14 protein-coding genes are annotated in these 11,634 nt (G+C 71.9%); 13 read left to right on the forward strand and 1 reads right to left on the reverse strand.

Annotation, left to right across the window (positions count from 1 at the left end; genetic code table 11):
• Positions 1-34: 34 nt before the first annotated feature.
• From map to truA, 10 genes are all read left to right on the forward strand, one after another.
• On the forward strand, positions 35-886 hold the full coding sequence (gene map / locus OG799_RS32660; RefSeq protein ID WP_406040723.1) for a type I methionyl aminopeptidase: 852 nt from the start codon (positions 35-37) through the stop codon (positions 884-886).
• 279 nt (positions 887-1,165) lie between these two features.
• On the forward strand, positions 1,166-1,726 hold the full coding sequence (locus tag OG799_RS32665) for a DUF1707 domain-containing protein (RefSeq protein ID WP_406040725.1): 561 nt from the start codon (positions 1,166-1,168) through the stop codon (positions 1,724-1,726).
• A gap of 259 nt (positions 1,727-1,985) precedes the next feature.
• Positions 1,986-2,207: a translation initiation factor IF-1 gene (gene infA / locus OG799_RS32670; RefSeq protein ID WP_007073013.1), complete on the forward strand. Its 222-nt coding sequence runs from the start codon at positions 1,986-1,988 to the stop codon at positions 2,205-2,207.
• A 93-nt stretch (positions 2,208-2,300) separates the two neighbouring features.
• Positions 2,301-2,417: a 50S ribosomal protein L36 gene (gene rpmJ, locus OG799_RS32675; protein WP_109801286.1), complete on the forward strand. Its 117-nt coding sequence runs from the start codon at positions 2,301-2,303 to the stop codon at positions 2,415-2,417.
• A 260-nt stretch (positions 2,418-2,677) separates the two neighbouring features.
• Complete coding sequence (gene rpsM / locus OG799_RS32680) at positions 2,678-3,058, forward strand: 30S ribosomal protein S13 (RefSeq protein WP_130340099.1); 381 nt, start codon at positions 2,678-2,680, stop codon at positions 3,056-3,058.
• An 18-nt stretch (positions 3,059-3,076) separates the two neighbouring features.
• Positions 3,077-3,484 (forward strand): 30S ribosomal protein S11, encoded by a 408-nt coding sequence (gene rpsK, locus OG799_RS32685; protein ID WP_007073011.1) that lies wholly within the window; start codon positions 3,077-3,079, stop codon positions 3,482-3,484.
• 13 nt (positions 3,485-3,497) lie between these two features.
• A complete protein-coding gene (gene rpsD / locus OG799_RS32690; RefSeq protein WP_089018952.1) occupies positions 3,498-4,124 on the forward strand; it encodes a 30S ribosomal protein S4 in 627 nt (208 codons plus the stop codon).
• Positions 4,125-4,220: 96 nt separating this feature from the next.
• The gene (locus tag OG799_RS32695; RefSeq protein WP_007073009.1) at positions 4,221-5,243 is read left to right on the forward strand and encodes a DNA-directed RNA polymerase subunit alpha; all 1,023 of its coding nucleotides are present in this window, start codon (positions 4,221-4,223) and stop codon (positions 5,241-5,243) included.
• A 34-nt stretch (positions 5,244-5,277) separates the two neighbouring features.
• Positions 5,278-5,835 (forward strand): 50S ribosomal protein L17, encoded by a 558-nt coding sequence (gene rplQ / locus OG799_RS32700; protein WP_406040731.1) that lies wholly within the window; start codon positions 5,278-5,280, stop codon positions 5,833-5,835.
• Between the two features lie 74 nt (positions 5,836-5,909).
• On the forward strand, positions 5,910-6,743 hold the full coding sequence (gene truA, locus OG799_RS32705) for a tRNA pseudouridine(38-40) synthase TruA (protein WP_406046476.1): 834 nt from the start codon (positions 5,910-5,912) through the stop codon (positions 6,741-6,743).
• Positions 6,744-6,911: 168 nt separating this feature from the next.
• Here the strand turns inward: truA and OG799_RS32710 are convergent, their stop codons facing one another.
• Complete coding sequence (locus OG799_RS32710; RefSeq protein ID WP_406040733.1) at positions 6,912-8,150, reverse strand: hypothetical protein; 1,239 nt, start codon at positions 8,148-8,150, stop codon at positions 6,912-6,914.
• A 126-nt stretch (positions 8,151-8,276) separates the two neighbouring features.
• Between OG799_RS32710 and OG799_RS32715 the strand changes: the two genes are divergently transcribed.
• Genes OG799_RS32715 through OG799_RS32725 form a run of 3 tightly spaced genes read left to right on the forward strand, consistent with a single transcriptional unit; the run spans position 8,277 to position 11,606 of the window.
• Complete coding sequence (locus tag OG799_RS32715; protein WP_406046477.1) at positions 8,277-8,885, forward strand: class I SAM-dependent methyltransferase; 609 nt, start codon at positions 8,277-8,279, stop codon at positions 8,883-8,885.
• 41 nt (positions 8,886-8,926) lie between these two features.
• Positions 8,927-10,606 carry an ABC-F family ATP-binding cassette domain-containing protein gene (locus OG799_RS32720; RefSeq protein ID WP_406040735.1) on the forward strand — a complete coding sequence of 560 codons (1,680 nt, stop codon included), beginning with the start codon at positions 8,927-8,929 and terminating at the stop codon, positions 10,604-10,606.
• Between the two features lie 37 nt (positions 10,607-10,643).
• Positions 10,644-11,606, forward strand: coding sequence for an aldo/keto reductase (locus tag OG799_RS32725; RefSeq protein WP_406040737.1), 963 nt, complete (start codon positions 10,644-10,646; stop codon positions 11,604-11,606).
• Positions 11,607-11,634: the final 28 nt, after the last annotated feature.

The raw sequence follows: 11,634 nt of genomic DNA on the forward strand, positions 1-11,634 counted from the left end.
CCGCTGTTCCGCGCGACGAAAGGTAACGGCTCCGATGCGTCGTCCCCAGCTGGACATCCAGCTGAAGACCCCCGAACAGATCGAGAAGATGCGGGCCGCCGGTCTGGTGGTCGCCCGTGCGCTGCGTCTGATGCGGGAGGCCGTCGCTCCCGGGGTCAGCACCGCCGACCTCGATGCGATCGCCGAGTCGACCATCCGTGACGCGGGTGCGATCCCGTCGTTCAAGGGCTACCACGGCTTTCCGGCGTCCATCTGCTCCTCGGTGAACGAGCAGGTCGTGCACGCGATCCCCGCGTCGCAGCAGGTGCTCCGCGAGGGCGACCTGATCTCCATCGACTGCGGCGCCGTGCTGAACGGCTGGCACGGCGACGCTGCCATCACCGTGGGCGTCGGCGAGGTCGACCCGGCTCTGCTGAAGATGGCCGCGGTCGCCGAGGATGCGATGTGGGCCGGGATCGCCGCCGCCGCCCGGGGCGCGGCGAGTGGCAAGGGGCGGCTCACCGACATCTCCCACGCGGTGGAGAACGCGGTCCGCAAGGGCGGCCGGTACGGCATCGTCGACGGGTACGGCGGGCACGGCATCGGCACCGAGATGCACCAGGACCCGCACGTGCTCAACCACGGACGGCCGGGCAAGGGCCCCCGCCTGGTGCCGGGGCTGGCGCTGGCGATCGAGCCGATGATCACCATGGGCTCGCCGCGGACCGTGGAGCTCGCCGACGGCTGGACCGTGGTGACCCGGGACAGGTCGATGGCGGCGCACGTCGAGCACTCGATGGCACTGCTGAACGACGGCGTCTGGGTGCTGACCGCCGAGGACGGCGGCCGTGCTCGCCTCGGCGACCTGGTGACCGCTCGCCAGCCGGCCGACTCACCGGCCGTCTGACGGACCGCAGCGGGCGACGCCAGCGCGCGCCCCGCCCGGGATCGGTCCCGCTGGCGGCGATACGAAGCTGATGTGGTGGATGATTCAGTCGGCATCAGCCTTCCTGTCCGGTTCCGGCCGTGCCGGGGGATCTGATCCCGCCGGGACGTAGCCGGTCGGCGAGCTGATTCGTCTGCGCCATCAGGTTCGGAGGCGCCACAGCGAAGGTGTGCACCGTCGGGAAGCCGAAGGTGCCGGCTGGGGCGGCACCGGTGGCGGGGCGGTGGCATGCTTGCCGGCATGGAGGGGCGGGACGGGATGCGGGCGGCCGACGCGGACCGGCAGGAGACGGCGGAACGGCTCCGGGTCGCGCTCGAAGAGGGCCGGATCGACCTGTACGAGTACGACGAGCGACTGCAACGTGCCTACGGCGCGAAGACGTACGGGGAACTGGGCCAGGTCCTGGCGGACATTCCCGGACCGGCGCCGGCGGAGCGCTCGGCGTTGGCCCCGCGCCAGCCGGGCCCGGCCGACGTCGCCGGGCCCGAAGCGGTGCCGCCACCGGCGCCCGCGGCGGCGGCACCCGCTCCGGTGCCGTCCGTCGGCCGGGGCGGGTGGCTGGCCGAGGTGTGGACGCCGTGGCTGCGGGTCGCGATGATCCTCACCGCGATCTGGGTGCTGGCCGTCATCGGCGGCCGGGGGATGGTCTTCTACTGGCCGCTCTGGGTGCTCGGGCCGTGGGGCGCGGTGCTGCTGATGCGGACGGCGGGCGGCCTGGCAACCGGTGAGCCTCGTCACTGGGACGTCCGGCGGCAGCACCGCCGGGCCCGCCGGCGGGCCCGGCGGGCGGGGGAGCGGTAGGCCGGCCACTCGTCGTGGCGCGGATCGGCCCCGGGTGTCCGTTTCCCCGAGCGGGTGACGTGCCGGGCGGCCGGTTTGGCGACGGCCCGCAGGCGGGCGTAGACTTTCAGATCGGCGCACAGCGTCCACTCCGGCATGCCCACCCTGCGCTTCGGTGGGAGTCGGAGCCGCGGCTGGCTCGGGCCCGACGATTCTCGTCGGAGCCCGTGTAAGACGTTGTGGGCCGTCCGGAGTAACCGACGTCAGGACAGCGGAGGACATGCCGAAAAAAGACGGAGCCATCGAGATCGAGGGTCGGGTCATCGAGCCCCTGCCGAACGCCATGTTCCGGGTGGAGCTCGCGAACGGTCACAAGGTGCTGGCTCACATCAGCGGCAAGATGCGGCAGCACTACATCCGCATCCTGCCGGAAGACCGGGTCGTCGTCGAACTTTCGCCGTACGACCTGACCCGCGGGCGCATCGTCTACCGCTACAAGTAAGCCTGACGGCGGCCGGGACGTCCCCGTGTCCGTCTTCGACGTCCGGCGTCGCGCGTCGTCGCGCCTCCGGGCCAGATGGGAAGTAAGGCAACCGTGAAGGTCAAGCCGAGCGTCAAGAGGATCTGCAACAACTGCCGGATCATCCGGCGGCACGGCCGGGTCATGGTCATCTGCTCTTCTGACCCGCGCCACAAGCAGCGCCAGGGCTGAACCAGCCCCACCGGTCGTGACGGCCGGTCGGATCGGTCCGGACCGCAGATCCAGACAGCACATCACCAGCTCGTTCCAGCCGCGAGCGGTACGCAGCGCGTACTGAATCGTGGTTGACCCCCGGTCGGAGGCCGGGGCCCGCTCGGGCAGCGACCGATCCCGGTCGCCGGCGCGCACCGCGCCGGAAGGACAGGGACGGTCGGTAGCGGGATGGGACGGGTCCACACCTCCGCCACATATCACGAGGAGTACGCCCGCACATGGCACGTCTAGTCGGCGTGGATCTCCCCCGCGAGAAGCGGATGGAGATCGCGCTCACCTACATCTTCGGGGTCGGTCGTACCCGCGCCCTGGAGACGCTCGCTGCTACCGGCATCTCGCCGGACAAGCGCGCTCGGGACCTCACGGATGAGGAGCTGGTCCAGCTCCGCAACCACATCGAGGGCAACTACAAGGTAGAAGGCGACCTGCGCCGCGAGGTCGCCGCTGACATCCGCCGCAAGGTCGAGATCGGCTGCTACGCCGGCATCCGGCACCGCCGGGGCCTGCCCGTGCGTGGCCAGCGGACCAAGACCAACGCGCGGACCCGGAAGGGCCCGAAGCGGACCGTCGCCGGCAAGAAGAAGCCCGGCAAGAAGTAACTAGGAGCGCACAGACTTATGCCACCGAAGGCTCGTGCCGGAGCCGCTGTCAAGAAGGTCCGGCGCAAGGAACGCAAGAACGTCGCCCACGGGCAGGCGCACATCAAGAGCACCTTCAACAACACCATCGTGTCCATCACGGACCCGACCGGTGCGGTCATCTCCTGGGCCTCCGCCGGCCAGGTTGGCTTCAAGGGCTCGCGCAAGTCGACCCCGTTCGCCGCGCAGCTGGCCGCCGAGGCCGCCGCGCGTCGGGCGATGGAGCACGGCATGCGCAAGGTCGACGTGTTCGTCAAGGGCCCCGGCTCCGGCCGGGAGACCGCCATCCGTTCGCTGCAGGCCGTGGGCCTCGAGGTCGGGCAGATCTCCGACGTCACCCCGCAGCCGCACAACGGATGCCGTCCGCCGAAGCGTCGTCGGGTCTGAGAGGTAGAGAGAGATGGCTCGTTACACCGGTGCTGACTGCCGCCGTTGCCGGCGGGAGAAGATGAAGCTGTTCCTCAAGGGCAGCAAGTGCGATGGTCCGAAGTGCCCGTTCGAGTCCCGGCCGTTCCCGCCCGGACAGCACGGCCGCGGTCGCACCAAGGAGACGGAGTACCTGCTCCAGCTCCGTGAGAAGCAGAAGGCCCGTCGTGTGTACGGCGTGCTGGAGAAGCAGTTCCGCGGTTACTACGAGGAGGCCGTGGGCAAGCAGGCCAAGACCGGTGAGGTCCTCCTGCAGATCCTCGAGTCGCGGCTGGACAACGTCGTTTACCGGGCTGGCTACGCGCACTCCCGCGACATGGCCCGCCAGCTGGTCAAGCACGGCCACTTCACGGTGAACGGCAAGAAGGTCGACATCCCGTCGTACCGCGTCAAGGAGCACGACATCATCGAGGTTCGGGGGAAGAGCAAGGAGCTGACCCCGTTCATCGTCGCGCAGGCCCAGGCGGGTTCGCGGGCGGTGCCGGCGTGGCTCGAGGCCATCCCGAGTCAGATGAAGATCCTCGTGCACTCGCTCCCGGCCCGCCAGGTGATCGACACCCAGGTCCAGGAGCAGCTGATCGTCGAGCTCTACTCCAAGTAAGGGCTCGTTGCGGTGGCCCGCCCTCCGGGGCGGGCCACCGGAACAGTTTGTGTCGTGGGCGTCAAATAGCGGGCGTCCCGGAAGAGAAGAGAAGAAATGCTCATCAGCCAGCGACCGTCTCTCTCCGAAGAGTCGATCAACGAGACCCGCTCCCGGTTCACCATCGAGCCGCTGGAGCCGGGCTTCGGCTACACCCTGGGCAACTCGCTGCGGCGTACGCTGCTGTCGTCCATCCCGGGTGCGGCGGTCACCTCGATCAAGATCGACGGTGTCCTGCACGAGTTCACCACCATCCCCGGTGTCAAGGAGGACGTGGTCGAGCTCGTCATGAACATCAAGGAGCTGTGCGTCAGCTCCGAGCACGACGAGCCGGTCAGCATGTACCTGCGCAAGCAGGGCCCGGGCGACGTGACCGCCGGTGACATCCAGCCCCCGGCCGGTGTCTCGGTGCACAACCCGGACCTGAAGCTCGCCACCCTGAACGGCAAGGGCCGGCTCGACATGGAGCTGACCGTCGAGCGGGGTCGGGGCTACGTCACGGCCGCGCAGAACAAGCAGGCCGGCGCCGAGATCGGCCGGATCCCGGTCGACTCGATCTACTCGCCGGTGCTCAAGGTGACGTACCGCGTCGAGGCGACCCGCGTCGAGCAGCGGACCGACTTCGACCGGCTGATCATCGACGTCGAGACCAAGCCGTCGATGGGCCCGCGTACCGCGCTGGCCTCCGCCGGTTCGACGCTGGTGGAGCTCTTCGGGCTGGCCCGGGAGCTGGACGAGACCGCCGAGGGCATCGACATCGGGCCGTCCCCGCAGGACGCCCAGCTGGCGGCGGACCTGGCCCTGCCGATCGAGGAGCTGGACCTCACCGTCCGCTCCTACAACTGCCTCAAGCGCGAGGGCATCAACTCCGTTGGTGAGCTCATCGGGCGTACCGAGGCCGACCTCCTCGACATCCGGAATTTCGGTCAGAAGTCGATCGACGAGGTCAAGATGAAGCTCGCCGGGATGGGTCTCGGGCTGAAGGACTCGGCCCCGAACTTCGACCCGGCGCACGTCGTGGACGCCTTCGGCGAGGCCGACTACGACACCGACGACTACCGCGAGACCGAGCAGCTCTAGTCCGCGCTGCCGCCACACCTGAGGAGCACCAAGCATGCCCACGCCCACCAAGGGCCCCCGCCTCGGCGGCAGCCCCGCTCACGAGCGGCTGATGCTGGCCAACCTGGCCACCGCGCTGTTCCAGCACGGCAAGATCCAGACCACCGAGACGAAGGCCCGGCGGCTGCGTCCGCTGGCCGAGCAGCTCATCACCAAGGCCAAGCGCGGCGACCTCGCCTCGCGGCGTCGGGTGCTGGGCGTCGTCAAGGACAAGGACGTGGTCTACGCCCTGTTCGACCAGATCGCGCCCCGGTACGCCAACCGCAACGGTGGCTACACCCGGATCGTGAAGACCGGTCCGCGCAAGGGTGACGCCGCTCCGATGGCGATCATCGAACTGGTCGAGGAGCTTCAGGTCGCCGAGCCGAAGGCGAACAAGAAGACCACCGCCCGCAAGGCCGCGCAGCAGGACAAGGTCGAGGCGCTCGCCCCGGCCGAGGAGACCCCGGAGTCGACCCCGGTCGACCAGGACTCCGAGGCGCCGGTGCACGCCTCCGGTGACACCGACGCTGCCCGCGAGGACAGCGACGAGGCCACCGAGAACAAGGCCTGAGCACAGGCAGCACCGTCGGGCCCGGCATCCCTTCCTGGGGTGCCGGGCCCGACGCCGTGAACGGGAGGTACGAGGTGGACGAGCGGACCCGGCTGCGGCTGGACGTCTCGTACGACGGCACCGACTTCTCCGGCTGGGCCGCCCAGCCGGCCCGGCGGACGGTCGCCGGGGTGCTCGTGGAGACGCTGGACCTGGTGCTCGGCGCGGGCACCGCGACCGGGCTGACCGTGGCCGGCCGGACCGACGCCGGCGTGCACGCCACCGGCCAGGTCTGCCACCTCGACCTGCCCACCGCCGTATGGCGCGAGCACGAGGGCCGGCTGCTGCGCCGGCTGGCCCGGCTGCTCCCCGGTGACGTGCGGATCCGGGCGATGACCGAGGTGCAGACCGACTTCGACGCCCGTTTCTCGGCGACCTACCGCCGCTACGAGTACCGGGTCACCGACGCTCCGTGGGGCGCCGAGCCGCTGCGCCGGCGGGACACCATGGCCTGGCCGAAGCCGCTGGAGCTGGGCGCGCTGAACGCCGCCGCAGCCGGCCTGGTCGGGGAGCACGACTTCGCCGCTTACTGCCGGCGGAAGGAGAACGCCACCACGCTGCGCGAGGTGACCCGGCTGGACTGGCGGCGCGACCCCGACGGCATCCTGGTCGCCACCGTCCAGGCCGACGCGTTCTGTCAGGCGATGGTGCGCAGCCTGGTCGGCGCGATGCTGGTGGCCGGGGACGGCCGCCGGCCGGTCGAGTGGCCGGGGAGCCTGCTCACCCGCCGGGAACGCGCCAGCGAGGTGACCGTGGCCGCCGCGCACGGACTGACCCTGGTCGCGGTCGGTTATCCCGACGATCCGGCCGAGTACGCCCGCCGCGCCGACCTGACCCGCCGGCTCCGGGTGCCGGTGGTCGAGGGCTGACCCCGCCGCCACGGCGGTGGCCGGGGCAGGGCCGCGGATGGCGGTGCCCGACTCCGGCGCGTCGATGCCCGGGGGAGGCAACAGGGACCCGGAGCCGGGCGGCGAAAGGCCCGCCGGCGCCGGGCGCCGGGCGTCGCCGACGGGGACGGCGGGCCGCCGTGCCGCTCGTCAGTTGCCGTTCGGCTTGTCGCCGTCGGGGGTGCCGTCCTGGCCGGCGGTGCCGTCCGTCGGCGCGTCGGCGGGCTGGCTGGCCACACCGGCGTTCGCCCGCCGCTCCAACACGCCGCGGTTCAGGTACACCTCGATCATGTCGTACAGGATCTCGCGGACCTTGGCGTCGTTGGCGCTGATCCGCTCCCCGTCGGCCCGGGTCACCACGCAGTACGCGATGTAGTGTCCGCGCACCTGCCAGCCGACCCGGGCGGCGGCGTTCGCCACCGCCTCGGTGTCCTTCCCGGTGGACATTCCCCGGAGGCGGCCCTGCCGCTCGTCGAGCAGCTGCCGGATCCGGTCCCGGGCCCGCTGGGCGCTGGCCACGTCGGTCAGGTTGAACAACCCGGCGGTGAGCAGGTGGTCGCCGTCCGGGGAGCGGAGGGTGGCCCGCACCACCTGGTTGCAGCCGAGCCGGACCAGCAGGTCGGCGACCTCGCCGGTCGCCGCGACCGCGCAGCTGCCGCTGGACTGCGTCTTGAGCACCTGGTAGGCCGGCTGGCCGTCGGTGGCCACCAGCGCCGTGCCGGGGAAGACCTCCTTGGCGGTCAGCGCCAGTTGGTCGGTGTCCCGGGAGTTGAGGTCGGACGCGCCGTCCGGCGCGGCCGACTGCTCCACCACCGGCTGGTCGGTCGACGTGGCGCCCTGTGGCGTGGTGGTCCGGTCCTGGAGCAGGGCGGCGACGGCCAGCCCGCAGAGGGCGAGCAGCACCAGAACCGCCGCCCCGCCGATCAGCACCTGCCAGGTCCGGCCGCCACCCCGGTTGCGGTCGGCGCGATGGGGCCGGGGTGGGTCCAGCGGCTCGCCGGCCTCGTAGACCTGGGTCGTCGCCGTGGGAATGCCGTGCGATGTCGCCGTGGGGACGCCGGGCGTCGTCGTCGGGGGAAGGCCCGGCGGCGTTGCCGGGGGAGTGACGGGCGTCGTCGGGGGCCGCGGCCCGCCGGTGGGCACGGCCTGCGGCGCCGGGACGGCGGCCCGGGTCGTGGCCGGGGCCACCGCGGGTCGGACCGGGCCCGGATCCACCTCGGCCTCCGGCGGCCGGGTCGGCCGGGCCGGTGGCGGCAGGGACGGGGTCGGGAAGCGGGACGGCGAGGGCCCGGCGGGCGGAGGCGAACCGACGCCGAGCACCGACAGGTCGGACCCGGGCTCCGGGTACTCCAGGAAGGCGTCCTCATCGGACTCGTACCGATACACCATGTGGCCACAGTAGGGCCGATTGTCCCTTTAGGGGGTAATATCGGGAAATTCCAGCGGAGGTGGCGTGGCTTGCTGTTCGCCACGCCGTCCACGGACCCGGATCGGGCCGGTGCGACAATGCCCGACGTGACCGGCGACCACTACTTCACCGCTGAACCCACGACCGCCGCCCAGCCGCGCGAGGTCGAGTTCTCCGTCGCCGGGCGCGACTACACCCTCACCTCGGCCGGCGGGGTGTTCTCCGCCGCCCGCCTCGACCCCGGCACCGCGGTCCTGCTGCGCAAGGCGGAGCTGCCGGCCGCCGACGCTGCCGGCCCGATGCTCGACCTGGGCAGCGGCTTCGGCCCGATCACCTGCGTCCTCGCCAGCAGCGCACCCGGCGCCACCGTCTGGGCGGTCGACGTCAACGAGCGGGCCCGCGCCCTCACCGCCGCCAACGCCGCCCGGGTCGGCGCGGCCGACCGGGTGCGGGTGGCGGCCCCGGACGACGTACCGGCGGACCTGGCCTTCACCCAGCTCTGGTCCAACCCGCCGATCCGGATCGGCAAGGCCGAACTGCACGAGCTGCTGCGCCGCTGGCTGCCCCGGCTCGCCCCGGACGGCGTCGCCTGGCTGGTCGTCGCCCGGCATCTCGGCGGCGACTCGCTGCACCGCTGGCTCGTCGAGGAGCAGGGCTGGCAGGTCGAACGGCACGCCAGCCAGAAGGGTTACCGGGTGTTGCGGGTCACCCGGTAATCGAGTGTCGCCCGGACCGTCCGCTCCGGCAGTATGCCGGCGTGGGATACGTGGACGTGGCAGCGGTCGGGCACATCCTCCCGGACGGCCGGGAACTCTTCTCCGACGTGTCGTTCCGGGTCGGTGAGGGCGCCAAGGTTGCCCTGGTCGGGCCCAACGGCGCCGGCAAGACCACCCTGCTACGGATGGTCGCCGGCGACCTGCCGGTGAAGACCGGCGCCGTCGCCCGCGCCGGCGGACTCGGCGTGATGCGGCAGTTCATCGGCATGATCGGCGACGACAGCACGCTCGCCGACCTGGCCCTCTCGCTCGCCCCGCCCGCGCTGCGCGACGCCGGCCGCCGGCTCGTCGCCACCGAGGCGGCCATGCGCGAGGCCGAGGTCCGCGGCAAGTACAGCACCGCCGCCGGCAAGGCTCAGCTCGCGTACGCCGACGCGCTCGCCGCCTGGGGCGAGGTCGGCGGGTACGACGCCGAGGTGCTCTTCGACACCGTCGCCACCATCGTGCTCGACCGGCCCTGGGACGCCGCCCGCGACCGACCGGTGCGGACCCTCTCCGGCGGCCAGCAGAAACGCTTCGCCCTCGAACTGCTGCTCCGCGGCGCAGACGAGGTGCTGCTTCTCGACGAGCCGGACAACTTCCTCGACGTGCCCGGCAAGCGCTGGCTGGAGGCCCGGCTGCGTGAGTCCGGCAAGTCGGTGCTCTACGTCTCGCACGACCGGGAACTGCTCGCCCAGACCGCCGACCGGGTGGTCGCCGTCGAGGGCGGCAGCGCCTGGGTGCACCCGGGCGGCTTCGCGAGCTGGCACGAAGCCCGGGTGGCCCGGCACGCCCGCCTCGACGAGCTGCGCAAGCGCTGGGACGAGGAACACCAGAAGCTGCGGGAGCTGATGCTGATGTACAAGCAGAAGGCCGCGTACAACTCCGACATGGCCTCCCGGTACCAGTCGGCGCAGACCCGGCTGCGCAAGTTCGAGGAGGCCGGGCCGCCGCCCGTACCGCCGAAGGACCAGGACATCCGGATGCATCTCACCGGCGGACGGACCGGAAAGCGCGCGGTGATCGCCGAGCAGCTTGAGCTCGACGGCCTGACCTACCCCTTCGACCTGGAGATCTGGTACGGCGACCGGGTCGCGGTGCTCGGCGCCAACGGCACCGGGAAGTCCCATTTCCTCCGGCTGCTCGCCCGCGGTGGCAGCGACCCCGACCCGGCCAACACCCCGGTCGACGGGGCGGGCGCGCTCGCGCCCGTCGCCCACGACGGTGTGGTGCGGCTCGGCGCCCGGGTCCGGCCCGGGCACTTCTCGCAGACCCACGACCGGCCCGAGCTGATGGCGAAGACGCTGGTCGACATCCTGTGGCGGGGCGACGAGCACCGCGCCGGGATGGACCGGCACGCGGCCATGGCCGCGCTCAGCCGGTACGAGCTGGCGGGCCAGGGCGACCAGCGCTTCGGCACCCTCTCCGGCGGGCAGCAGGCGCGGTTCCTGGTGCTGCTGCTGGAGCTGTCCGGGGCGACCCTGCTGCTGCTCGACGAGCCGACGGACAACCTCGACCTGGCCTCCGCCGAGGCCCTGGAAGCGGGGCTGACCGCGTTCGAGGGGACCGTGATCGCGGTGACCCACGACCGCTGGTTCACCCGCTCCTTCGACCGTTTCGTGCTGTTCGGCGGCGACGGCGAGGTGGTGGAAACGGCGGAGCCGGTCTGGGACGTGCGGTGACCACTCCCGGGCCGGTCGCCGGACGGGCGGGCATAGGGTGGATCTCGTGACTGAGATGACCTACCGCCGGCTGGGCGACTCCGGACTCGTGGTGTCCGTGGTCGGCATCGGCTGCAACAACTTCGGCCGCAAGCTCGACCTCGACGGCACCCGGGCGGTCGTCGACGCCGCCCTCGACGCCGGAATCAACTTCTTCGACACCGCCGACATCTACGGCGAGCCGCAGGGCGGCTCCGAGGAACTGCTCGGCCAGGCGCTCAAGGGTCGCCGGGACGACGTGGTGGTCGCCACCAAGTTCGGCATGGACATGCACGGCATGAACGGGCCGGACTTCGGCGCCCGCGGTTCCCGGCGGTACATCGCCCGCGCGGTCGAGGCGTCGCTGCGCCGGCTCGGCACCGACCACATCGACCTGTACCAGATGCACGAGCCCGACCTGGGCACCCCGATCGACGAAACCCTCGCCGCTCTGGACGACCTGGTCCGCGCCGGCAAGGTCCGCTACCTCGGCAACTCCAACTTCGCCGGCTGGCAGATCGCCGACGCCGACTGGACCGCCTCCTCCCAGGGGCGGGCCCGGTTCATTTCCGCACAGAACCACTACAGCCTGCTGGAGCGGTCCGTCGAGACCGAGGTCATTCCGGCGTGCGAGCGGTTCGGCCTCGGCATGCTGCCGTTCTTCCCGCTCGCCAACGGGCTGCTCACCGGCAAGTACAAGCGCAACGAGGCACCGCCCGCCGGCAGCCGGCTCTCCGGCGGCGGCCGGTACGCGCAGCGCCTGGCCGCAGCGGACTGGGACACCATCGAGGCGATCGAGGCGTACGCCGCGGAGCGCGGGATCAGCATGCTCCAGGTGGCCATCGGCGGGCTGGCCGCCCGACCGGCGGTGACCTCGGTGATCGCCGGCGCCACCACGCCCGAGCAGGTACGCGCCAACGCCGAGGCGGGCACCTGGCAGCCCACCGACGAGGACCTGGACGGCCTCGACGCCATCCTCTGAGCCCGCCCTCGCCGCCCCTCAACTGCCC

This window comes from Micromonospora sp. NBC_00898, assembly GCF_045207895.1.
In the GTDB taxonomy this organism is placed as follows: domain Bacteria; phylum Actinomycetota; class Actinomycetes; order Mycobacteriales; family Micromonosporaceae; genus Micromonospora.